The following is a 21,541-nucleotide window of genomic DNA, read 5'->3' on the forward strand; positions in this document are numbered from 1 at the left end:
CTAGAGATGCTGAGCCCATACATGTCGCCCGTGGAGCGGGTGTGGTTCTACAGCCTGCGCATTCTGTGCGGCCTGATCCTGTTGTTCCTGGTGTTGCCGGTGCTGGTGATCGTGCCGCTGTCGTTCAACAGCGGCAGCTTTCTGGTGTACCCGTTGCAGGGTTTTTCGTTGCAGTGGTACCAGGATTTCTTCGCCTCGGCCGAGTGGATGCGGGCGCTGAAGAACAGCATCATCGTCGCCCCGGCGGCCACGGTATTGGCCATGGTGTTCGGCACCCTGGCCTCGATTGGCCTGACCCGCAGCAATTTCCCCGGCAAATCGCTGGTGATGGCGCTGGTGATTTCGCCGATGGTAGTGCCGGTGGTGATCATTGGTGTGGCCAGTTACCTGTTTTTCGCCCCACTGGGCATGGGTAACAGCTTCATTTCGCTGATCCTGGTGCACGCGGTGCTGGGTGTGCCGTTCGTCATCATCACGGTGTCAGCGACCTTGCAGGGCTTCAACTACAACCTGGTGCGAGCGGCGGCCAGCCTGGGGGCCTCGCCTTTGCTGGCGTTTCGCAAGGTCACCTTGCCGCTGATCGCGCCTGGCGTCATCTCCGGTGCGCTGTTTGCCTTCGCCACTTCGTTCGATGAGGTGGTGGTAACGCTGTTCCTCGCCGGGCCGGAACAGGCCACTCTGCCGCGGCAGATGTTCAGCGGCATCCGCGAGAACCTGAGCCCGACGATTGCGGCGGCGGCGACCTTGCTGATCGCGTTTTCGGTGGTGTTGCTGCTGACCCTGGAGTGGTTGCGTGGGCGCAGCGAAAAGCTGCGCACTCAACAGCCGGCTTGACCCGTAAGCACAGGGTGGTACCGGCGAGGCGGGCGGGGCAGGCAATACCAAACAGGCCCCCGTCCACCCAGATTGATACCAATCAGCCCGTATCCTTTTCCCTGGGTTACAATGCGCGCCACCGTGATTCTGCCAACAGGTGCGCCATGCAGCCCTACGCTATTGCCCCCTCCATTCTCTCCGCCGATTTCGCCCGACTGGGTGAGGACGTCGACAAGGTGTTGGCCGCGGGTGCCGACATCGTCCACTTCGATGTGATGGACAACCACTACGTGCCCAACCTGACCATTGGCCCGATGGTTTGCAGCGCTCTGCGCAAATATGGCGTGACGGCGCCGATCGATGTGCACCTGATGGTCAGCCCGGTCGATCGCATCATCGGCGACTTCATCGAAGCCGGTGCAACCTATATCACCTTCCACCCGGAAGCCTCGCAACACATCGATCGCTCGTTGCAGCTGATCCGCGACGGCGGCTGCAAGGCTGGCCTGGTGTTCAACCCGGCCACCAGCCTGGAAGCGTTGAAGTACGTGATGGACAAGGTCGACATGGTGCTGCTGATGAGCGTCAACCCAGGCTTTGGCGGGCAGAAGTTCATCCCCGGTACCCTCGACAAGCTGCGCGAAGCCCGTGCGCTGATCGATGCCAGTGGCCGTGATATCCGTCTGGAGATCGATGGCGGCGTCAACGTCAACAACATCCGCGAGATCGCCGCGGCGGGCGCCGATACCTTTGTCGCCGGCTCGGCGATCTTCAACACGCCGGATTATCAGGAAGTCATCGCCAAAATGCGCGCCGAACTGGCCCAGGCCCGCCCATGAGCGGCTTCGAGCAGCTGTTCCCGGGGACGCTGCCCAAGCTGGTGATGTTCGATCTGGACGGTACCCTGATCGACTCGGTGCCAGACCTGGCCGCCGCCGTGGACCGCATGCTGCTCGAACTTGGGCGCCCGCCTGCAGGCCTGGAGGCCGTGCGCCATTGGGTGGGCAACGGCGCCCAGGTGTTGGTGCGCCGTGCGCTGGCGGGCGGCATCGATCATGCGTCGGTCGATGATGCCCTGGCCGATCAGGCGCTGGCACTGTTCATGGAAGCTTATGCGCAAAGCCATGAACTGACCGTTATCTACCCCGGCGTGCAGGACACGCTGCGCTGGCTGCGCAAGCAGGGCGTAGAGATGGCGCTGATCACCAACAAGCCCGAACGTTTCGTCGGGCCGTTGTTGGACCAGATGAAGATCGGCCGTTACTTTCGCTGGATCATCGGTGGCGACACGCTACCTCAGAAAAAACCCGACCCGGCCGCGCTGTTGTTCGTCATGAAAATGGCCGGCGTCAGTGCCGAGCAGTCGCTGTTTGTCGGCGACTCGCGCAGCGATGTGCTGGCGGCCAAGGCGGCGGGGGTGAAGTGCGTCGGCCTTACCTACGGCTACAACCATGGCCGGCCCATCGTTGAAGAAACCCCGAGCCTGGTGATCGACGATCTGCGTGCGCTGCTGCCCGGTTGCGTAGACTCGGCCACTGGGATAACGTTGGCGGACCTTCAAGCCTCACAAGACAGAGAGTCCACCGTGGCGGTCACTGGCAAATTCTGGATGAAAGTCATCAAGGCCCTGGCCCGTTGGCGCTGGCGCGCCTGACTTCTGCCCGCCGGCGCTTGCCGGCCCGTCCGCTTGCCCGACCCTATTGCTGCTTGCCACGAGGCTACTCATGACCCGCGAAGAATTCCTGCGCCTGGCCGCTGCCGGCTACAACCGCATCCCCCTGGCCTGCGAAACCCTGGCCGACTTCGACACGCCGCTGTCGATCTACCTCAAACTGGCCGACGAAGCCAATTCCTACCTGCTCGAGTCCGTTCAGGGCGGTGAGAAGTGGGGCCGTTACTCGATGATCGGCTTGCCGTCGCGCACGGTGATGCGTGTACATGGCTACCATGTGAGCATCCTGCAGGATGGCGTCGAGGTGGAAAGCCACGACGTCGAAGACCCGCTGGCCTTCGTCGAGGCGTTCAAGGACCGTTACAAGGTCGCCGACATCCCCGGGCTGCCACGCTTCAACGGTGGCCTGGTCGGCTATTTCGGCTATGACTGCGTGCGCTACGTGGAGAAACGTCTGGGTGCCAGCCCGAACCCAGATCCGCTGGGGGTGCCGGACATTCTGCTGATGGTGTCCGACGCGGTGGTGGTATTCGACAACCTTGCAGGCAAGATGCACGCGATCGTGTTGGTCGACCCGGCCGGGGAGGACGCGTTCGAGCAAGGTCAGGCGCGGCTGCAAGGCTTGCTGGAAAAACTGCGCCAGCCGATTACGCCACGGCGCGGCCTGGACCTGAGCGGCCCGATGGCCGCCGAGCCGGCGTTCCGTTCCAGCTATACCCGTGACGACTACGAGAATGCGGTAGGGCGTATCAAGGAATACATCCTGGCCGGCGACTGCATGCAGGTGGTGCCTTCCCAGCGCATGTCCATCGACTTCAAGGCGGCGCCGATCGACCTGTACCGCGCGCTGCGCTGCTTCAACCCGACGCCGTACATGTACTTCTTCAACTTCGGCGACTTCCACGTGGTCGGCAGTTCGCCGGAAGTGCTGGTGCGGGTGGAAGACAACCTGGTCACTGTGCGCCCCATTGCGGGTACCCGCCCACGTGGCGCGACCGAAGAAGCTGACCGTGCGCTGGAAGACGACCTGCTGTCGGACGAGAAAGAGATTGCCGAGCACCTGATGCTCATCGACCTGGGGCGTAACGACGTGGGTCGTGTGTCCTCCACCGGCAGCGTGCGCCTGACCGAAAAGATGGTGATCGAGCGTTACTCGAACGTGATGCACATCGTTTCCAACGTCACCGGCCATCTGCGCGAAGGGTTGACAGCAATGGATGCCCTGCGGGCGATTCTGCCAGCCGGTACCTTGTCGGGTGCGCCGAAGATCCGTGCGATGGAGATCATCGACGAGCTGGAGCCGGTCAAGCGCGGTGTCTATGGTGGCGCGGTAGGTTACTTTGCCTGGAACGGCAATATGGACACTGCCATTGCCATCCGTACGGCGGTGATCAAGGACGGCGAGCTGCATGTGCAGGCCGGCGGCGGTATCGTTGCCGACTCGGTGCCAGCACTGGAGTGGGAAGAAACCATCAACAAGCGCCGGGCGATGTTCCGCGCGGTGGCGTTGGCTGAGCAGACTGCCAGCTGACGTTGCTGATGGGGCCGCACTGCGGCCCCATCCGCTTAGAAGTCGAAGCTGACCCCCAGGCTAACCCCCTGCTGTGTCAACTCATCACTCTTGCGCCAGTTGTAGTTCCCGCGCAAATGCACCCCGGCCACCAGCTCATGGCTCAGCCCAAGGCTGGCGCGCGTCAGATTGCTATGGGGCGTATACCCAGTCAGGGTGAAGTCATTGGCCGGCAACGTCGTCAGGTGCATCGTCACATCCTGCTGGTCATCCTCGAATTCGTGCTCCCGCGCCACCTCAGCGAACACCCGGGTACTCGGCATAACTTGCACGCTGCCTAACAGCCCCGCGCCCAGGCGCCGCGACGTGCGCTTCTGATCGTCGAAGCCCAGTGCCGTCGAGCGCCCGCTCTTCTCGTCGTAACCATCAACGGTGACCCGTGCATAATCGGCGCTGATGAACGGCGCTAACTGCCAGGCACTGCTATCAGCCGCGAGGTTGTAACCCAGCCGGCCGGATACAGCCCAGGCTTGGCCATCGGTGTCGCCCTTTTCGCTGCGCGTGTTCACGCCCAGGGCAAAGGTCCGCTTGAGGTCGCTGTAGTCCAGGTGGCCCGCGATCAAAGCGGCATCGGCCCACCAGCGGTCCTGACGGTACTGGGCGAAGGCGCTGGCCAGGTAGCTGTCGAGTTTGTAATCCGAGTCTTGCTCACCTGCTTCCAGTTTTTGCCGATAAACGCCCCCGGCAAGCCCCAGTCGCCAGGCATCGTTCAACCGATAGCTGCCACCGAGGGTCAGGTTGTAGCCGCGTCCGTCAGCGCTGGCGGCACTGCGCTGATCGTTGAAGTCCAGGTCCTGAGCGCCCGTGGCCACGAATGCTTGCCATTGGCCGATGGCCTGCCAGGGCGTCTGCCACTGGTTGCGCAATTCGTCCTGATGCGCACGCAGGCTGGCGTGGGCCATTTCGGGGAGGAGGGTCAACTCCCATGGGGCGGAAATGATCGAGTAGGCGTAGTCGGCGATCAGTTGCTGGCCGGCGATGGTCGGGTGCACCGAGTCGTTGAACAACAGCTTGGTCGGGTCGGGAGTGAGTGCTGCCGTTGAGGCCATACACCGGGTTTTCCGCACAGCTGTCGCCGCTGTAGCAGGTACCGACCAGGTTCTGGCCGCTGGCCAGGCCGAACTGAGTCGGGCTGGCGATTGCCTCGTTGAGCAGTACGGGAATGTTCAGCGGGATGATCTCGGCGTCAATCTTGCTCAGCTGGCTGACCAGGGATTGGTTGAACACTCCCGACAATTGCGACAAGGGGTTTTGCTGCGGCGTGCCGCTGAAGTTCGGCGTTTGCCCAAGGTCGGGCAGCAGCCAGACCATGATGTAGCGGGCACCGCCTTGCTGCAGGGCCTGGGCGCTGGCGGCGAGACGCGAACCTGCGGCTGCGGCGTCGGCCGGGCTGTTGACCAGGCCTTGCAGAAAGTCGTTACCGCCACCGGTCAGGTAGTAGAGGGCGTTGGGGTCGGCGCGCAGGCCGTTGGCCAGGTAGCCGGGCCGCTCGCGGAATACGAAACCAGGCAATGGCCCGTTGGGGGGCACGATCGCTTTGGACGTGTCGGTGATCGAGTCGAGAATCTGCTGCGTCGTGTAACCGCCCACTGCCCAGTTGTTGCCGTCTGGGCGACCGCTTGCAAGGTTGCCTAAAGATGTCGAGGGCCCAAGTTCAGTCGCACCGACGCCTAGCCTGTTGCCTAGGATCATCGGCGAGACAGGTGCGAAGTTGCCGTTCTCATCCCTGTTGGTGAAGCGCATGCCCGCAGTACCGCCAGTCAGGTCGGGAAACTGCCCGGCATCGCTCAAGCTGTCGCCGAATACGACCAATGTGGAATAGGGGGAGGGTGCGGCGAACGCCTGGCTGCAGGCCACCGCCAAGGTGGCCAAGGTAAAGCGCAGTAATGGTGCTTTTCGCATCGGTGAACATCCTTTTCATTGTTTTTATGAGCACAACCGGTTCGAACATAGCAAATCCCCGGGTATGCCTCCCAAGTCCATTCGTTTCCCCGTGTTTACGGGCATATTGCGCCCGCCGCCCCGGTAGGCTACTGTGCCTGCAAGTATGAGCGAGACCTATCCTGTGTTGATCGTCAGCAAACTCTTGATGCGCGTAATCAAGGCCCACGCCCGTTGGCGTTGGCGCGCCTGACTTTATCTCTCGCCGGCCCGTCCGGCCCGCCCCCGTTTGCCTTCCTGTTTGTGTACGAGCGCCCTTAGTGGCAACGCCGTGTCTGTTTTCGGTGTAGGAAGGTTCGACTTTTAAAGTCAGTAGATTCTAGAGGTTCCGCCTGATGTTACTGATGATCGACAATTACGACTCATTCACTTACAACGTTGTTCAGTACCTTGGCGAGTTGGGCGCCGAGGTCAAGGTCATTCGCAACGACGAAATGACCATTGCCCAGATCGAAGCCCTCAGCCCCGAGCGTATCGTGGTCTCCCCCGGGCCATGCACGCCAAGCGAGGCCGGTGTATCCATCGAAGCCATCCTGCATTTCGCCGGCAAACTGCCCATTCTTGGCGTATGCCTGGGCCACCAGTCCATCGGCCAGGCCTTTGGCGGCGATGTGGTGCGTGCCCGCCAGGTCATGCATGGCAAGACCAGCCCGGTGCATCACCGTGACCTGGGTGTATTCGCCGGCCTCAACAACCCGCTGACCGTCACCCGCTACCACTCCTTGGTAGTCAAGCGCGAAACCCTGCCAGATTGCCTGGAAGTGACCGCCTGGACCGCCCATGACGATGGTTCGGTCGACGAGATCATGGGTGTGCGCCACAAGACGCTGAACATCGAAGGGGTGCAGTTCCACCCCGAGTCCATCCTGACCGAGCAGGGCCACGAGCTGTTCGCCAACTTCCTCAAACAGACCGGCGGCCGCCGCTAAGGATTGCACATGGATATCAAGAGCGCGTTGAGCCGTATCGTCGGCCAGCTGGACCTTTCGACCGAAGAAATGCGCGACGTCATGCGCCAGATCATGACCGGCCAGTGCAGCGAGGCGCAGATCGGTGCCTTCCTGATGGGGATGCGCATGAAAAGCGAGAGCATCGACGAGATTGTTGGCGCGGTGTCGGTGATGCGTGAGCTGGCCGACAAGGTCGAACTGAAAAGCCTTGATGGCGTGGTCGATATCGTCGGTACCGGCGGTGATGGCGCCAACATCTTCAATGTGTCCACCGCGTCGTCGTTCGTTCTGGCGGCGGCGGGTTGCACCGTGGCCAAGCACGGTAACCGCGCGGTCTCGGGCAAGAGCGGCAGTGCCGACTTGCTGGAAGCCGCCGGCATCTACCTGAACCTGACCCCGATCCAGGTAGCGCGCTGCATCGACAGCCTCGGCATCGGTTTCATGTTCGCCCAGAGCCATCACTCCGCCATGAAGCATGCCGCCGGCCCGCGTCGCGATCTGGGGCTGCGCACGCTGTTCAACATGCTCGGCCCGCTTACGAATCCGGCCGGCGTGAAACACCAGGTGGTCGGTGTGTTCAGCCAGGCCCTGTGCCGTCCCCTGGCCGAGGTGTTGCAGCGCCTGGGCAGCAAGCATGTGCTGGTGGTGCACTCCAAGGACGGGCTGGACGAGTTCAGCCTGGCGGCGCCAACCTTCGTAGCCGAACTGAAAAACGGCGAGATCCGTGAATACTGGGTCGAGCCGGAAGACCTCGGGATGAAAAGCCAAAGCCTGCACGGCCTTGCTGTCGAGAGCCCGCAGGCTTCGCTTGAGCTGATTCGCGATGCACTGGGCCGGCGCAAGACTGAAAACGGTCAGAAGGCCGCCGAGATGATCGTGCTCAACGCCGGCGCAGCACTGTATGCCGCTGACCACGCCATGAGCCTGAAGAGCGGTGTGGAACTGGCCCACGATGTGCTGCACACCGGGCTGGCTTGGGAAAAGCTGCAGGAACTGGGTGCCTTTACAGCGGTATTCAAGGTGGAGAACGAAGCATGAGTGTGCCGACGGTGCTGGAAAGGATCATTGCTCGCAAGTTCCAGGAAGTGGCCGAGCGCAGCGCGCGCGTCAGCCTTGCTGAACTGGAGCGCTTGGCCAAGCTTGCCGAAGCGCCGCGGGGTTTTGCCAATGCCCTTATCGATCAGGCAAAACGCAAGCAGCCAGCGGTGATCGCTGAAATCAAGAAGGCCTCGCCGAGCAAAGGCGTGATTCGCGAGCACTTCGTACCGGCGGACATCGCCGTCAGCTACGAGAAGGGCGGGGCGACCTGCCTGTCGGTGCTCACCGACGTGGACTACTTCCAAGGTGCCGATGAGTACCTGCAGCAGGCGCGTGCTGCGGTTTCGCTGCCGGTGATCCGCAAGGACTTCATGGTCGACCCGTACCAGATCGTCGAGGCGCGCGCCTTGGGTGCCGACTGTGTATTGTTGATTGTGTCGGCGCTGGATGACGTGAAGATGGCCGAGCTGGCCGCCACCGCCAAGGATGTCGGCCTTGATGTGCTGGTCGAAGTGCACGATGGCGATGAGCTGGAACGTGCATTGAACACACTCGATACGCCGCTGGTGGGGGTGAACAACCGCAACCTGCACACCTTCGAGGTCAGCCTGGAGACCACGCTCGATCTGCTGCCGCGCATCCCGCGGGATCGCCTGGCCATCACCGAGAGCGGCATTCTCAACCGCGCCGATGTCGAGCTGATGGCGATCAACGATGTCTACTCGTTCCTGGTAGGTGAGGCATTCATGCGTGCCGAGCAGCCAGGGCTTGAACTGCAGCGGTTGTTTTTCCCCGATCAGGTGAAGAAGACTGTTCAGCAACTGGACTGATCGAACGAAGCCGGCTTATGCCGGCTTTTTTTGTGCCTGCTCCGGTCTTTCCCAGGTGATGCACACGCCTTGAGGGCAGCGGCATAACCTGTGGTAGCGGGTTGACCCGCGAAGGGGCCAGAGAAACCAACACTAAAAGGTGGATCAATGACCGATCAACCCCTGGCCCTGACCGTCGAACAAGGCCTGCATGCCGAACAGGACCTGCTGGCAGCGGTGTGCCGCGGTGAACGTGAATCTGGCGTGCTGTTTTGGCGCCCCACCGATCACGCCTTGGTCATGCCGCGCCGCATGAGCCGACTGGACAATTTCGAAGCTGCCTGCTCGGAACTGGCGATTGCCGGCTGGCCGGTGCTGTTGCGTGAAACTGGCGGCGAGCCCGTACCGCAGTCGCATGCAACGGTGAACGTGGCGCTGGTGTATGTGGCACCGCGCAGCGAAGGCGACCACGGGCGTATCGAAAACGCCTATGAGCGCCTGTGCCTGCCTCTGTGCGATGTGTTGCGCGAATGGGGCGGTGTGGCGTCGGTAGGCGAAATTGACGGTGCCTTCTGCGATGGCCGCTATAACGTCAACCTCAACGGGCGTAAGCTGGTCGGCACGGCCCAGCGTTGGCGCCAGGGGCTAGGCGGCAAGCGCCCAGTGGTGCTGGTGCATGGCGCGCTATTGCTGGACAACGAACGCGAATCGATGGTTGCGGCGGTCAATCGCTTCAATGAGTGTTGCGAACTGGAGCAGCGTTGCCGCGCCGATAGCCATATCGCTTTGCACGAGGTGGCGCCCGAAGCGCCCTGGTTCGAACGGTTGTCGCAGGCCTACAGGCAGGTACTGGCAGCCCTGCCCAAGGATTAACGGGTACCGTAGACCACCATGGTCTTGCCTTTGACTTGCACCAGGCTGCGTTCTTCAAGGTCTTTGAGAACGCGGCCGACCATTTCCCGTGAGCATCCGACGATACGTCCTATTTCTTGGCGGGTGATCTTGATCTGCATGCCGTCTGGGTGGGTCATGGCGTCCGGCTGCTTGCACAGGTCAAGCAGGCAGCGGGCAACTCGGCCGGTGACGTCGAAGAATGCCAGGTCGCCCACCTTGCGCGTGGTATTGCGCAGGCGTTGGGCCATTTGGCTGCCGAGGGCGTAGAGAATGTCCGGGTCTTGGCGGGCCAGGTCGCGAAACTTGTCGTAGCTGATCTCCGCCACTTCGCACTCGGTCTTGGCGCGGACCCAGGCGCTGCGTTGCTGATCGCTGCCGGCAGGTTCGAACAAGCCCAATTCGCCGAAGAAGTCGCCGCTGTTGAGGTAGGCGATGATCATCTCATGGCCTTCGTCGTCTTCGATGATGATGGTGACTGAACCCTTGACGATGAACGACAGCGTTTCGGCCCGGTCACCGGCGCAGATGATGTTGCTCTTGGCGGTGTAGCGGCGGCGCTGGCAGTGCACCAGCAGCTTGTCGATGTTCTTGATCTTGGCGGGTAGGGCTGAGACAACCATCACGAAATCCTGTTCGATGCGACGCATAGGCTCTTGTTAGCGTTGGCTGACGTGGGGCGCCAGTCAATTGGCGCCAGCTTATCAGACACTGCAGGATGTTTCGGCACAAATGCGCCTCGCATTGAGCTTTTCCGACAGCCATTCAAGGCTTAAGCTGACAACCTTTTGCGAATTCCAGGAGTACGGACAGATGAAGGCACGCATCCAGTGGGCCGGTGAAGCGATGTTTCTCGGCGAATCGGGGAGTGGCCACGTGGTTGTCATGGATGGCCCGCCCGAGGCCGGTGGCCGCAACCTGGGCGTGCGCCCGATGGAAATGCTCCTGCTCGGCCTCGGTGGCTGCAGCAGTTTTGATGTGGTGAGCATCCTGAAGAAATCGCGCCAGGCGGTGGAAAGCTGTGAAGCCTTCCTGGAGGCCGAGCGCGCCAGTGAAGACCCGAAAGTGTTCACCAAGATCCACATGAATTTCGTGGTCAAAGGCCGTGGGCTGAAAGAGGCGCAGGTCAAGCGGGCGGTCGAGCTGTCGGCCGAGAAGTATTGCTCGGCGTCGATCATGCTGGAGCGTGCCGGAGTCGAAATCACTCACGGCTACGAGATCATAGAGCTGGGTTGAACCCCAGAGCATGGGCTGCTGCGCAGCCCATCGGCTAGCCGGCGCTGGGGGGCAAAGCGGTCTGCGCGGTCTTCAGTTGCGCAGTGCCGGGAGAGCGACCACCAACCAGCGTGGGACGCAACGTCGCAATGACTGGCTCAAATGCTCCCGGCGCTTCTGATACCCCAGCCCCAGGCCGATTACCCCCAGCCCGATCAGCGTCACCACCACCGGGAACAGCAGCGAATCGGCAAACACCTCGTAGGACAGGTACCCCAGGTAAGCCGCCACCCCCAGTGCCCCAAACACCATGAATACCGGCCGGCGCAGCAGCACCGCCAGTGCCATCAGCCCAAGGTTGATCAGGCAATACAGCGCCTTGCCCAGCTCACTGTCGCTTTCCATCATCGTCAGCCCGCCCCAGAACGCTGCCAACCCAGCCAGGTAGCCCCAGTAAGCGTAATCCTCACGGGTACGGCCATCCACCAGCAGAAACACCAGCAGCAGGCCGAGGCCGAACCACAGCGAAACGGTACGTCGCTGCTCCCAACTGAACGGCGAGCCATATACCCATTCGCTGAGGTCCATGGACATGAACCACAGCGCTACAGCAATTGGCATGACGATGAACGGGTAGGGGATCAAGCGCAGCATCAGCAGCCCGGCCAGCACCGTTGCGGCTTCCATCACCAGCCAGCCGCCCTGCACATAGGTGTAGTACTGGTGATAGTCCGTTTGCACATCGTCAAGCGGCCACCAACCGGACAGGCGTTCGATGGCGAACACCGCCAACGGTACGATGCTCACTGCAACCGCTGCCAGCACGCCAGCGGCGACAGGTTGCCGACGCTTTTGCAGGGTGAGGGCGAACAGCGTCAGCAGGCCGATGTACAGCAGCGCGATGAACAGTAGTGCGCCGTCCCCGATGCGCATCCAGGCCTCGGTCAGCAACCAGCCCATCGCCGCCATGATCAACAGGGCGCCGAAGTAGAATGCGACGTGTGCCAGCTGGAAGTTGCCACGTGCTGGCGGCTGCTTGTGCAGGAACGCCAGCAAGGCCTGGTCCTGGCCCGGCTGGAGAATGCCGGCTTGCACGGCGCGCGCCAGGTCCTTGGCGTCGATACGGTCCGTCATGGGCGTGCCCTTAGATGCGGTAAGTGCTCTTGGTCATGACCTTGGCCAGCAAGCTCATGCCGAAACGTACTGGTGCAGGGAAGCGATAGCCGCCAGCCTCGAGTGCAGATTCGGCGTGCTGCTCTTCATCCACGCGCATTTGCTCGAGAATGGCGCGAGACTTCTCGTCTTCGTGGGGGATTTGTTCCAGGTGCTCGTCCAGGTGCTTGCACACCTGATGCTCGGTCGCGGCGACGAAGCCCAGGCTGACTTTGTCGCTGACCAGCCCGGCAAGGGCGCCGATGCCGAACGACATGCCGTAGAACAATGGGTTGAGCACGCTCGGGTGGCTACCCAGTTGGCGGATACGCTGTTCGCACCAGGCGAGGTGGTCGACTTCTTCTTCGGCGGCGTGTTCCATGGCTTTGCGCACCTGGGGCAACTTGGCGGTCAGTGCCTGGCCCTGGTACAGCGCCTGGGCGCAGACTTCGCCGGTATGGTTGATGCGCATGAGCCCGGCAACGTGACGCGTCTGGTGGTCATCGAGTTCGGCGTCCGGCTGGATGATGGCCGGGGACGGGCGGGACGGTTGGCCGCTGAAGGGCAGCAAGGTGCGCATGGCGGTATCGGCCTGCAGCAACAAGCGGTCGAGCGGCGAGTAGTGACGTTCGGTAGCCATCGGGCACCTCCGCTGAGTGATGCCCGACAGTTTACCTCAATCGCCCGGAAGGGGCTTGCCTTGGGTCAGCCCGGTGGCCAGTTCATCTGGCGCTGGCCGAGCACATGCATGTGGATGTGGTAGACGGTCTGGCCGCCTTTCGGGTTGCAGTTCATGACCACGCGGAAACCTTCTTCGCAGCCTTGCTCGACCGCCAGGCGCTGAGCGGTGAACAGGATATGGCCAGCCAGGGCCTTGTCTTCTTCGGTCAGGTCGTTGAGGGTGCGAATGTGTTTTTTCGGGATGACCAGAAAATGCACTGGCGCCGCTGGGGCGATATCCTTGAAGGCCAGGATCTGGTCATCTTCGTAGATGATATCCGCCGGTATTTCCCGGTTGATGATTTTGAGGAATAGATCGTCCACAGCACTTGCTCCATGGTGAGGGTCGAGCCGAGTGTACTCAGCCAGGCGCCACTCGCCCAGTGGCTATTCCATGCCGACCGGGCAGTATCGGCGGTGAATGAAACCTGCAAGTTTGCGCACCAGCCAGCGTGGCAGCACACGAGGGGCAAAAGCCAACCAACGGTTACGGCGCACCGGCATGATCAGCGCGCGGTTCTTGGCCAGGGCACGCACGGTGTACAGCGCCACTTCCTCGGGGCTCAGGCAGTGGCTATTGCCTTCGAGCCGTGGGATAGGCCGGCGCGCTGAACGCACAGGGCCGGGGCACAGTACCGAGACCTTGATACCGGTGGGTCTGAGTTCTTCGCGCAGGGCTTCGGTGAAGCTCATCACATAGGCTTTGCTGGCGGCGTAGGTGGCCATCCACGGGCCGGGTGCCACGGCGGCCAGCCCGGCGACATTGAGGATCTGCCCGCCACCCTGCACCGCCATCAGGTTGCCGATGGCATGGCACAGGCGGCTCATCGCCAGGATGTTGACCTCTAGCAGGTCCTGCTCGTCTGCCCATTCGTGGGCGAGGAACGGGCCATAGGTGCGCTGGCCGGCGCAATTGACCAGCAGGTCGATGCGCCGCTCGCCTTCTTCCAGTTCAAGCACGAACCCGGACAAGCGTAGCGGCTGGCTGAGGTCACAGGCACGCAACAGCACCTCGACACCGAAACGCTGGGTCAGCTCGATGGCCACAGGCTCCAGGGTTTCGCGGTGGCGAGCCACCAGAATCAAATTGCGCCCGCGCCGCGCCAGGGCTTCCGCCAGGGCCAGGCCCAGGCCACTGGAAGCACCGGTGATCATGGCGTAACGGGTCATGCAAGGCTCCTGGGGGCTGAAGAGGGCGCCTAGTGTACAGTTTGGCCAGGCAAGGTGTTGCCTTTTGCTACCGGGCCTTGTCGCCCAATACCTGGGTGTGTTGCAGCGCTGCATGGTACTCATTGTGCAAGCGTTCGATCAGCTGTGCGGCGCCGGGCAGGTCATGGATGTCGCCCACCCCTTGGCCTGCGGACCAAACGGTTTTCCAGGCTTTGGCCTCATCATCGATGGGTTTGAGCTTGCCTTGTTCGTGGCCGGTTTTCAGTGCGTTCATGTCATAACCGGCTTGCTCCAGGCTGGCGCGCAAAAAGCTCGCAGGAATACCGGAAACCGCAGGCGTGTGGATGATGTCGGCGGCCTGGGCGTCAAGCAGCATTTGCTTGTACGCCTCCTGCGCATGGCTTTCGCCGGTCGCGATGAAGCGCGTACCCATGTAGGCCAGGTCGGCTCCCAGCACCTGGGCGGCAAGAATTTCATGGCCATGGTTGATGCAACCTGCCAGCAGCAGCGTCTTGTCGAAGAACTGACGGATTTCGGCCGCCAGAGCGAACGGGCTCCAGGTGCCGGCGTGGCCGCCAGCGCCCGCCGCCACGGCGATCAAGCCATCGACGCCCGCCTGCGCGGCTTTTTCGGCATGCCGCCGGGTGGTCACGTCATGGAACACCAGCCCGCCATAGCTGTGCACAGCATCCACGACCTCCTTCACCGCGCCCAGGCTGGTGATGACGATCGGCACGCGGTGTTCGACGCACAGCGCCAGGTCAGCCTGCAAGCGCGGGTTGGTAGGATGGACGATCAGGTTGACGGCATAGGGGGCCGGCGCCTGTAACTGCGCCAGGCCCGCTTCGATCTCTTCGAGCCAGGCCTTGAAACCTGCGCTGTCACGTTGGTTCAGCGCAGGAAAGCTGCCGACCACGCCGCTGCCACAGCAGGCCAGGACCAGCTGGGGATTGGAGATCAGGAACATCGGTGCGGCCACCACGGGCAGGCGCAGGCGTTGTTCGAGCGAAGCGGGCAGCGTCATGGGCGAGGCTCCAGTGCAGAATGGTTAACGTCAGAACGGTTTGACCACCACCAGAATTACGATGCCCAGCAGGAACAGCACCGGCACTTCGTTGAACCAGCGGTAGTACACGTGGCTACGAGTGTTGGCGCCGTTGGCGAAGCGTTTGCGTTGGGCACTGCACATGTGATGGTAGCCGGTGAGCAGGATCACCAGCGTGAGCTTGGCGTGCAGCCACCCCTGGCTCAACCAGCCCGGAGTGAGGTAGAGCATCCAGGCGCCGAACACATAGGTGGCGATCATCGCTGGGTTCATGATGCCGCGATACAACTTGCGCTCCATTGTCACGAAGCGCTCCTGGCTCAGGCTGTCCTGGCTTTGGGCGTGGTAGACGAAAAGCCGGGGAAGGTAGAACAGGCCGGCGAACCAGCAGACCACGCTGACGATGTGCAGCGCTTTGATCCATAGGTAAAGCATCTAGAGAGTCCTTCAGGTATTCACGGTCGTCAGATAGTAGTGGCCAAGTACCCAAAGGGTCACCCGGAGAGTTGTTACAGGCGCCCTGCGCCCCTATCATCGTGCGCTTTCCAGACGGCTCGTTGATAAGGGGCAAGCGTTATGATCAAGGTCGGTATCGTCGGCGGCACGGGTTACACCGGCGTCGAACTGTTGCGTCTGCTGGCACAGCATCCACAGGCCGAAGTGGCAGTCATCACTTCGCGTTCCGAGGCGGGCGTTGCGGTCGCCGACATGTACCCGAACCTGCGCGGCCACTATGACGGCCTGGCTTTCAGCGTGCCAGACAGCAAGGCCCTGGCGGCCTGCGACGTCGTGTTCTTCGCCACGCCGCACGGTGTCGCCCACGCCCTGGCCGGCGAACTGCTGGCTGCAGGCACCAAGGTCATCGACCTGTCCGCGGACTTCCGCCTGCAGGACGCTGCCGAATGGGGCAAATGGTACGGACAACCGCACGGTGCCCCTGAGCTGCTCAAGGATGCGGTCTACGGCCTGCCTGAGGTCAACCGCGAAAAAATCCGCCAGGCGCGCCTGATTGCGGTGCCGGGCTGCTACCCGACTGCCGCGCAGCTGGGCTTCCTGCCACTGCTCGAAGCGGGCCTGGCCGACCCGTCGCGGCTGATCGCCGACTGCAAGTCGGGGGTCAGTGGTGCTGGCCGCGGAGCCGCAGTGGGTTCGCTGTTCTGCGAGGCTGGCGAGAGCATGAAGGCTTATGCAGTCAAGGGCCACCGCCACCTGCCTGAAATCAGCCAAGGCCTGCGTCTGGCTGCTGGCAAAGACATCGGCCTGACCTTCGTGCCGCACCTGACGCCGATGATCCGTGGCATCCACGCCACGCTGTACGCGAATGTTGTCGATACCTCGGTCGACTTGCAGGCGCTGTTCGAGAAGCGCTACGCCGACGAACCGTTCGTCGATGTGATGCCCGCTGGCAGCCACCCGGAAACCCGAAGTGTGCGCGGCGCCAACGTCTGCCGCATTGCCGTTCATCGCCCGCAGGGGGGCGACCTCGTGGTGGTGCTGTCGGTGATCGACAACCTGGTGAAGGGTGCCTCTGGCCAGGCGGTACAGAACCTGAACATCCTGTTCGGCCTGGACGAGCGTATGGGCCTGTCCCACGCGGGCTTGCTGCCGTAAGCGAGCTGCGATCGAAATGGCCCGCCTTGCGCGGGCCATTTTGTCAGTCGCGACTAAAGCCGCACAATTCTTGACCAATTTTCTCGGGAAAGCGGATAATGCGCGTCATCGAGTTTTAAGGCGGCAACTGCGCCGGGAGAGTCAACATGAGCGTCGAAACCTTCACCCCTACCGGTCTGGAATTCACCCATGGGGCAGCCCAGAAAGTGAAGAACCTGGTCAATGAGGAAGGCAATGAACGTCTGAAACTGCGGGTGTTCGTGACCGGTGGCGGCTGCTCGGGCTTCCAGTACGGCTTCACTTTCGATGAGGATGTGGCCGAAGACGACACCATCGTCGAGCGCGAAGGCGTGTCGCTGGTGGTCGACCCGATGAGCTTCCAGTATCTGGCTGGCGCCGAGGTGGACTATCAGGAAGGCCTGGAGGGCTCGCGCTTTGTGATCAAGAACCCAAACGCTGCCACTACGTGCGGTTGCGGGTCCTCGTTCTCGATCTGAGGCCTGGCCATACGAAAACGCCGCGCAATTGCGCGGCGTTTTGCTTTGCGGTGTAGCGGTTATGCCGGGTAGATTGCACCCAGTACCCGCAGGCCCTTGGCCGCCGTCACGCTTGGGCGGTTGGCGCTGATGCCTTCGAGGCAGCAATGCGCCAGCCAGGCAAAGGCCATGGCCTCGACCCAGTCAGGGTCTACGCCATGGGCGCCGGTGCTGGCGACACGGGCCTTGGGTAGCAGTTGGCCAAGGCGGGCCATAAGGGCGCCGTTACGTGCGCCACCGCCGCACACCAGCAACGCTTCTGTGCCCTGCTGGGCATTGCTCAGCGAGTCGATGATGCTGCGCGCGGTAAGCTCCAGCAATGTCGCCTGTACATCCTCGTCCCGGTAAGCGGGCTGGCCCGCCAGGTGACCGTCCAGCCAAGCCAGGTTGAACACCTCGCGGCCCGTACTCTTTGGGCCGCTGCCAGCAAAGAACGGGTCGGCCAGCAATGCACTGAGCAAGCCCGGCTGCACCACGCCCGAAGCCGCCCAGGCACCATCGGCATCGTAGGCCTGGCCGCGCTTGCGCTCTATCCAGGCATCCAGCAGCACGTTACCTGGGCCGCAGTCGAAGCCGTGGACCGGCTTGTCCTGCTCGATCAGGCTGAGGTTGCTGAAGCCGCCCACATTCAGGATTGCCAGGCGCTGGCCCAAGTGTCCGAACAAGGTTTCGTGGAAAGCCGGTACCAGCGGTGCGCCTTGGCCTCCTGCAGCCACGTCGCGCCGGCGGAAGTCGGCAACCACGCTGATGCCGGTAAGCTCGGCGAGCAGCGCCGGGTTGCCGATCTGTACGGTAAAACCGCGTGCGGGTTCGTGGCGAATGGTCTGGCCGTGGCTGCCGATGGCGCGGATGGCATCGGCCTGCAGCCCCTGACGGGCCAGCAGTTGGCGGATACCTTCGGCTGCCAGGCTGGCCCAGCGGTTTTCTGCCAGCGCCGCACGCGCGATCTCGTCAGGGCCGCTGCTGCACAGGGCAAGCAGTTGCTGACGCAGGTCGCTGGGCATGGGCAGGTAATGGGTGGCGAGCAGTTCAAGCTGCTCGCCTTGTTCGATCAAGGCAATATCCAGGCCGTCGAGGCTGGTCCCGGACATCACCCCCAGGTAGAGCGCCATGGGCTTAGCGCTTGTTCGCTGCGAGCATGGTGGCCTTTTCCTGATCCATGCGGGCGATCAGTGGCTGGCTCTGCTGCAGGAACCGCTGGCGTTCTGCCTTGGCGATCGGGTCTGCCATCGGCACCTTCTGGCTCAGGGGGTCGACATGCACGCCGTTGACCTGGAACTCATAGTGCAGGTGCGGCCCAGTGGACAGCCCGGTCGTACCGATGTAGCCGATGATCTGGCCCTGCTTCACGCTGCCGCCGGTCTTGATGCCCTTGGCAAAGCCCTGCATGTGCCCGTAAAGGGTCTTGTAGCTGTTGCCATGGGCGATGATGACGGTATTGCCGTAGCCACCACGGCGCCCGGCCAGCTCGATGCGTCCATCGCCGGCCGCCTTGATGGGGGTGCCCCGTGGGGCGGCGTAGTCGACACCCTTGTGTGCACGGATCTTGTTCAGAATCGGGTGCTTGCGGCCAGCGGAAAAGCGCGAGCTGATACGGGCGAAATCTACGGGGGTACGGATGAATGCCTTGCGCAGGCTGTTGCCATCAGCCGTGTAGTAACTGGTATTGCCCTGCTTGTTGGTGTAGCGCACGGCCGTGTAGGTTTTGCCACGGTTGGTGAAGCGGGCGGACAGGATGTTGCCGGTGCCGACCACCTTGCCGTCCATGACCTTCTGCTCGTACACCACGTCGAATTCATCGCCCGGGCGAATGTCCTGAGCGAAGTCGATGTCATAGCCAAGCACCTTAGCCATGTCCATGGTCATGCTGTGGGACAGGCCCGCGCGCTGCGCTGAAGCCGACAGCGAACTCTTGATGACCCCGTGTGCATAAGCGGTGCGCACCAGCGGCTTGCTGATTTCGCGATCGAAGGTGTAGCCCTTGGCGGACTTGGTCAGGCGGATGGTCTCAAGGTTGCTGACCTTGCTGTGCAGGCTCGCCAGTTGGCCATCCTTGTCCAGTTCGAACTGCAGTACCTGGCCGTGCTTGAGCTGGCTGAACTGTTTGGCCTGCTTGTTGCTGGCCAGCAGGTCATGCACTACGTTGGCCGGCAGCCCCACTTTGGCGAACAGCGTCGACAAGGTATCGCCGCGTGCGACGACGACTTCGCGATGGCCAGGTTCCTTGGCTTGTGGCTGCTGCTCCGGCGCTGGTGCTTGCTGAGCGGTTTGTTCGGTGGGTGATTCGGCGCCTTCGATCTGCGCGAAGGGAGAACCCTGGTCGGCTTCGCTCTGTACCAGCGGCGCTGCCTTGGATTCGTCCTTCAACTGCTCGGCAGGGCTCTCGAGTTCCAGGCTGAGAGTGGTTTTCTTGGCTTCGACTTCGCTGGACGGAAATACCAGCAGGGCCAGGCTGAGCAGCGCGGCAATGCCGCTGGCGGCCAACAGATGGCTTTTCGGATAAAGCGGGGGCGCTTTAGGCGTTTCGTTGGTCATAGGTAAGGGGACTTTGAAGAAAAGTGAATATGGAAAAGATGAATGACATGATGAAGATGAAATAACTGTATAAAATATAACCAAATCCATTTTCACGCAAGGGCGCGTAGACGCCGCAAACCTGTGGTCAGGTCACATTCCTTTGCAAAACTTGTATTTGATGGCCGATCTTGTATGGTTGGCTCCCCTTGAATCTGAGCCTTGCGGGTCTGTCTATGAAGTCGGTTGAAGAGCAGCTGGCGCTTATCAAGCGCGGTGCGGAAGAAGTGTTGGTCGAGTCGGAACTGGTTGAGAAGCTCAAGCGCGGCCAGCCTCTGCGTATCAAGGCAGGTTTCGATCCGACCGCGCCCGACCTGCACCTGGGGCACACGGTGCTGATCAACAAGCTGCGTCAGTTCCAGGATCTGGGCCATCAGGTCATTTTCCTGATTGGTGACTTCACCGGGATGATTGGCGATCCGAGCGGCAAGAGCGCCACGCGTCCGCCGCTGACCCGTGAGCAGGTCCTGGATAACGCCGAGACCTATAAGCAGCAGGTGTTCAAGATTCTCGACCCGGCCAAGACCGAAGTCGCCTTCAACTCAACCTGGATGGATACGCTGACCCCGGCGGACTTTATCCGCCTGGCGTCGCAGTACACCGTGGCGCGCATGCTCGAGCGTGATGACTTCGACAAGCGTTACACCACCAATCAGCCGATCGCCATCCACGAGTTCCTGTACCCGTTGGTGCAGGGGTACGACTCGGTGGCGCTGAAAGCTGACGTGGAGCTGGGGGGGACCGACCAGAAGTTCAACCTGTTGATGGGGCGTGAGCTGCAGCGTGCTTACGGCCAGGAAGCGCAGAATATCGTGACCATGCCGTTGCTTGAAGGGCTCGACGGCGTGAAGAAGATGTCCAAGTCGCTGGGCAACTATGTGGGTATCCAGGAAGCCCCGGGTGTGATGTACAGCAAGCTGGTATCGATTCCGGACACGCTGATGTGGCGCTACTTCGAGCTGCTGAGCTTCCGTTCGATGGACGAGATCGACCAGTTCCGTGCCGATGTCGCCAATGGCGCGAACCCGCGTGATATCAAGATCAAGCTGGCAGAAGAGATCGTTGCGCGCTTCCATGGGGAAGAGGCTGCTGCCAATGCCCACCGTGCGGCGGGTAACCGCATGAAGGAGGGCGAGTTGCCGGAAGACCTGCCCGAGATCGAAGTGGCTGCAGCCGAAGCCTTGCCGATCGCTGCTGTACTGAACCGTGCAGGCCTGGTGAAGAACTCGGCGATGGCGCGGGACCTGCTCAATGGTGGTGCGGTGAAGGTCGACGGCGTGGTGGTTGGGCGCGACTTCATGTTTGCACTCGGCGCCACCCACGTGTGCCAGGCGGGGAAGAAGGCGTTTGCCCGAGTCACCCTCAAGGCTGAGTGATCGCTTGGCGCTGTAGCTATATATAGAAGCGGGGAGGCCGAAAGGCCTCCCCGCTTTGTTTTGCAGCATTATTAAGGTTTATTGAAATTAAAGGTTGACGGGGTTTCGAATCCCCTTATAATGCGCCCCACTTCCAGCGTAGTCGGAACGAGAAACTCCTTGAGATTCAACGAGTTAATCGATTCAGGTAGTGCTGAAAGTGCTTCGGTCGTCTGATCGATAGCGGTTGAAACGGTGGTTGACAGCGCTTCTAAACGCTGTATGATTCGCCTCCCGCTACTAGAGATCGCAGCGAGTCAAGTGTTTGAAGCTAAACGAGTTTCTCGGTAAAAACTTCAAAATAAACACTTGACAGCAAATGAGGAAAGCGTAGAATGCGCGCCTCGGTTGAGACGAAACGCTCTTAGCCAAACGCTCTTTAACAAATTGAATCAAGCAATTCGTGTGGGTGCTTG

At 61.7% G+C, this 21,541-nt stretch carries 21 protein-coding genes and 1 pseudogene; 12 read left to right on the forward strand and 10 right to left on the reverse strand.

Annotated elements, in window-relative coordinates; genetic code table 11:
• Window positions 1–6 precede the first annotated feature (6 nt).
• The 4 genes from L6D80_RS27710 (at window position 7) to trpE (ending at window position 4,019) form a co-directional block, all read left to right on the forward strand.
• On the forward strand, window positions 7–834 hold the full coding sequence (locus tag L6D80_RS27710; protein ID WP_054902940.1) for an ABC transporter permease: 828 nt from the start codon (window positions 7–9) through the stop codon (window positions 832–834).
• A 146-nt stretch (window positions 835–980) separates the two neighbouring features.
• On the forward strand, window positions 981–1,655 hold the full coding sequence (gene rpe / locus L6D80_RS27715; RefSeq protein WP_054902939.1) for a ribulose-phosphate 3-epimerase: 675 nt from the start codon (window positions 981–983) through the stop codon (window positions 1,653–1,655).
• Window positions 1,652–2,470 (forward strand): phosphoglycolate phosphatase, encoded by an 819-nt coding sequence (locus L6D80_RS27720; protein WP_054902938.1) that lies wholly within the window; start codon window positions 1,652–1,654, stop codon window positions 2,468–2,470. Before rpe ends, L6D80_RS27720 begins: the two co-directional genes overlap by 4 nt.
• Window positions 2,471–2,540: 70 nt before the next feature.
• Complete coding sequence (gene trpE, locus L6D80_RS27725) at window positions 2,541–4,019, forward strand: anthranilate synthase component I (RefSeq protein ID WP_054902937.1); 1,479 nt, start codon at window positions 2,541–2,543, stop codon at window positions 4,017–4,019.
• 35 nt (window positions 4,020–4,054) lie between these two features.
• On the opposite strand, the pseudogene estP reads toward trpE, so the two are convergent.
• Window positions 4,055–5,960, reverse strand: a pseudogene (gene estP / locus L6D80_RS27730) (esterase EstP).
• Window positions 5,961–6,334: 374 nt separating this feature from the next.
• On the opposite strand from estP, the gene L6D80_RS27735 reads away from it, so the two are divergent.
• The 4 genes from L6D80_RS27735 (at window position 6,335) to L6D80_RS27750 (ending at window position 9,669) form a co-directional block, all read left to right on the forward strand.
• Window positions 6,335–6,928: an aminodeoxychorismate/anthranilate synthase component II gene (locus tag L6D80_RS27735; RefSeq protein WP_054902922.1), complete on the forward strand. Its 594-nt coding sequence runs from the start codon at window positions 6,335–6,337 to the stop codon at window positions 6,926–6,928.
• A 9-nt stretch (window positions 6,929–6,937) separates the two neighbouring features.
• Window positions 6,938–7,987: an anthranilate phosphoribosyltransferase gene (gene trpD, locus L6D80_RS27740; protein WP_054902921.1), complete on the forward strand. Its 1,050-nt coding sequence runs from the start codon at window positions 6,938–6,940 to the stop codon at window positions 7,985–7,987.
• Window positions 7,984–8,817 (forward strand): indole-3-glycerol phosphate synthase TrpC, encoded by an 834-nt coding sequence (trpC, locus tag L6D80_RS27745; RefSeq protein ID WP_054902920.1) that lies wholly within the window; start codon window positions 7,984–7,986, stop codon window positions 8,815–8,817. The genes trpD and trpC overlap by 4 nt, the downstream gene beginning before the upstream one ends.
• A gap of 147 nt (window positions 8,818–8,964) precedes the next feature.
• Entirely contained in the window at window positions 8,965–9,669 is a 705-nt protein-coding gene (locus L6D80_RS27750; RefSeq protein WP_054902919.1) for a lipoate--protein ligase family protein, read from the forward strand.
• On the opposite strand, the gene crp is transcribed toward L6D80_RS27750, so the two are convergent.
• The gene (gene crp, locus L6D80_RS27755; RefSeq protein ID WP_054902964.1) at window positions 9,666–10,310 is read right to left on the reverse strand and encodes a cAMP-activated global transcriptional regulator CRP; all 645 of its coding nucleotides are present in this window, start codon (window positions 10,308–10,310) and stop codon (window positions 9,666–9,668) included. The two genes, L6D80_RS27750 and crp, sit on opposite strands and share 4 nt — an antisense overlap.
• A 190-nt stretch (window positions 10,311–10,500) precedes the next feature.
• On the opposite strand from crp, the gene L6D80_RS27760 reads away from it, so the two are divergent.
• Window positions 10,501–10,923: an OsmC family protein gene (locus L6D80_RS27760; protein WP_054902918.1), complete on the forward strand. Its 423-nt coding sequence runs from the start codon at window positions 10,501–10,503 to the stop codon at window positions 10,921–10,923.
• A 72-nt stretch (window positions 10,924–10,995) separates the two neighbouring features.
• On the opposite strand, the gene L6D80_RS27765 is transcribed toward L6D80_RS27760, so the two are convergent.
• The 6 genes from L6D80_RS27765 to hemJ form a co-directional block, all read right to left on the reverse strand.
• On the reverse strand, window positions 10,996–12,036 hold the full coding sequence (locus tag L6D80_RS27765; RefSeq protein ID WP_054902917.1) for a hypothetical protein: 1,041 nt from the start codon (window positions 12,034–12,036) through the stop codon (window positions 10,996–10,998).
• A gap of 10 nt (window positions 12,037–12,046) precedes the next feature.
• Window positions 12,047–12,694: a 2-polyprenyl-3-methyl-6-methoxy-1,4-benzoquinone monooxygenase gene (gene coq7 / locus L6D80_RS27770; RefSeq protein ID WP_054902916.1), complete on the reverse strand. Its 648-nt coding sequence runs from the start codon at window positions 12,692–12,694 to the stop codon at window positions 12,047–12,049.
• Between the two features lie 65 nt (window positions 12,695–12,759).
• On the reverse strand, window positions 12,760–13,098 hold the full coding sequence (locus L6D80_RS27775) for a histidine triad nucleotide-binding protein (RefSeq protein WP_003255518.1): 339 nt from the start codon (window positions 13,096–13,098) through the stop codon (window positions 12,760–12,762).
• Window positions 13,099–13,161: 63 nt separating this feature from the next.
• Complete coding sequence (locus L6D80_RS27780; protein ID WP_176513855.1) at window positions 13,162–13,944, reverse strand: SDR family NAD(P)-dependent oxidoreductase; 783 nt, start codon at window positions 13,942–13,944, stop codon at window positions 13,162–13,164.
• Window positions 13,945–14,011: 67 nt separating this feature from the next.
• A complete protein-coding gene (locus tag L6D80_RS27785; protein WP_176513853.1) occupies window positions 14,012–14,968 on the reverse strand; it encodes an NAD(P)H-dependent flavin oxidoreductase in 957 nt (318 codons plus the stop codon).
• 30 nt (window positions 14,969–14,998) lie between these two features.
• Window positions 14,999–15,424 carry a protoporphyrinogen oxidase HemJ gene (gene hemJ, locus L6D80_RS27790; protein WP_176513851.1) on the reverse strand — a complete coding sequence of 142 codons (426 nt, stop codon included), beginning with the start codon at window positions 15,422–15,424 and terminating at the stop codon, window positions 14,999–15,001.
• A gap of 141 nt (window positions 15,425–15,565) precedes the next feature.
• Here hemJ and argC point away from each other — a divergent pair, with 141 nt between their 5' ends.
• On the forward strand, window positions 15,566–16,600 hold the full coding sequence (argC, locus tag L6D80_RS27795; RefSeq protein ID WP_054902912.1) for an N-acetyl-gamma-glutamyl-phosphate reductase: 1,035 nt from the start codon (window positions 15,566–15,568) through the stop codon (window positions 16,598–16,600).
• A 146-nt stretch (window positions 16,601–16,746) separates the two neighbouring features.
• Complete coding sequence (erpA, locus tag L6D80_RS27800; protein WP_003255511.1) at window positions 16,747–17,097, forward strand: iron-sulfur cluster insertion protein ErpA; 351 nt, start codon at window positions 16,747–16,749, stop codon at window positions 17,095–17,097.
• A gap of 59 nt (window positions 17,098–17,156) precedes the next feature.
• On the opposite strand, the gene L6D80_RS27805 is transcribed toward erpA, so the two are convergent.
• Together L6D80_RS27805 and L6D80_RS27810 are read right to left on the reverse strand one after the other, a co-directional pair.
• The gene (locus L6D80_RS27805) at window positions 17,157–18,248 is read right to left on the reverse strand and encodes an anhydro-N-acetylmuramic acid kinase (protein WP_054902911.1); all 1,092 of its coding nucleotides are present in this window, start codon (window positions 18,246–18,248) and stop codon (window positions 17,157–17,159) included.
• 4 nt (window positions 18,249–18,252) lie between these two features.
• Window positions 18,253–19,671, reverse strand: coding sequence for a peptidoglycan DD-metalloendopeptidase family protein (locus L6D80_RS27810; RefSeq protein WP_176517020.1), 1,419 nt, complete (start codon window positions 19,669–19,671; stop codon window positions 18,253–18,255).
• Window positions 19,672–19,886: 215 nt separating this feature from the next.
• On the opposite strand from L6D80_RS27810, the gene tyrS reads away from it, so the two are divergent.
• A complete protein-coding gene (tyrS, locus tag L6D80_RS27815) occupies window positions 19,887–21,086 on the forward strand; it encodes a tyrosine--tRNA ligase (protein WP_054902909.1) in 1,200 nt (399 codons plus the stop codon).
• The last annotated feature ends 455 nt before the right edge of the window (window positions 21,087–21,541 follow it).

This window comes from Pseudomonas ceruminis (genome assembly GCF_021602025.1).
In the GTDB taxonomy this organism is placed as follows: Bacteria; Pseudomonadota; Gammaproteobacteria; order Pseudomonadales; family Pseudomonadaceae; genus Aquipseudomonas; species Aquipseudomonas ceruminis.

Bases quoted from the DNA above. Each gene is read 5' to 3' on its own strand.
- L6D80_RS27765 (WP_054902917.1), bottom strand. From the start codon at position 12,036: ATGACGGACCGTATCGACGCCAAGGACCTGGCGCGCGCCGTGCAAGCC.
- rpe (WP_054902939.1), top strand. From the start codon at position 981: ATGCAGCCCTACGCTATTGCCCCCTCCATTCTCTCCGCCGATTTCGCC.
- L6D80_RS27750 (WP_054902919.1), top strand. From the start codon at position 8,965: ATGACCGATCAACCCCTGGCCCTGACCGTCGAACAAGGCCTGCATGCC.
- coq7 (WP_054902916.1), bottom strand. From the start codon at position 12,694: ATGGCTACCGAACGTCACTACTCGCCGCTCGACCGCTTGTTGCTGCAG.
- L6D80_RS27720 (WP_054902938.1), top strand. From the start codon at position 1,652: ATGAGCGGCTTCGAGCAGCTGTTCCCGGGGACGCTGCCCAAGCTGGTG.
- L6D80_RS27805 (WP_054902911.1), bottom strand. From the start codon at position 18,248: ATGGCGCTCTACCTGGGGGTGATGTCCGGGACCAGCCTCGACGGCCTG.
- L6D80_RS27710 (WP_054902940.1), top strand. From the start codon at position 7: ATGCTGAGCCCATACATGTCGCCCGTGGAGCGGGTGTGGTTCTACAGC.
- crp (WP_054902964.1), bottom strand. From the start codon at position 10,310: ATGGTTGTCTCAGCCCTACCCGCCAAGATCAAGAACATCGACAAGCTG.
- erpA (WP_003255511.1), top strand. From the start codon at position 16,747: ATGAGCGTCGAAACCTTCACCCCTACCGGTCTGGAATTCACCCATGGG.
- L6D80_RS27780 (WP_176513855.1), bottom strand. From the start codon at position 13,944: ATGACCCGTTACGCCATGATCACCGGTGCTTCCAGTGGCCTGGGCCTG.
- L6D80_RS27735 (WP_054902922.1), top strand. From the start codon at position 6,335: ATGTTACTGATGATCGACAATTACGACTCATTCACTTACAACGTTGTT.
- L6D80_RS27760 (WP_054902918.1), top strand. From the start codon at position 10,501: ATGAAGGCACGCATCCAGTGGGCCGGTGAAGCGATGTTTCTCGGCGAA.
- trpC (WP_054902920.1), top strand. From the start codon at position 7,984: ATGAGTGTGCCGACGGTGCTGGAAAGGATCATTGCTCGCAAGTTCCAG.
- hemJ (WP_176513851.1), bottom strand. From the start codon at position 15,424: ATGCTTTACCTATGGATCAAAGCGCTGCACATCGTCAGCGTGGTCTGC.
- tyrS (WP_054902909.1), top strand. From the start codon at position 19,887: ATGAAGTCGGTTGAAGAGCAGCTGGCGCTTATCAAGCGCGGTGCGGAA.
- L6D80_RS27785 (WP_176513853.1), bottom strand. From the start codon at position 14,968: ATGACGCTGCCCGCTTCGCTCGAACAACGCCTGCGCCTGCCCGTGGTG.
- argC (WP_054902912.1), top strand. From the start codon at position 15,566: ATGATCAAGGTCGGTATCGTCGGCGGCACGGGTTACACCGGCGTCGAA.
- trpE (WP_054902937.1), top strand. From the start codon at position 2,541: ATGACCCGCGAAGAATTCCTGCGCCTGGCCGCTGCCGGCTACAACCGC.
- L6D80_RS27810 (WP_176517020.1), bottom strand. From the start codon at position 19,671: ATGACCAACGAAACGCCTAAAGCGCCCCCGCTTTATCCGAAAAGCCAT.
- trpD (WP_054902921.1), top strand. From the start codon at position 6,938: ATGGATATCAAGAGCGCGTTGAGCCGTATCGTCGGCCAGCTGGACCTT.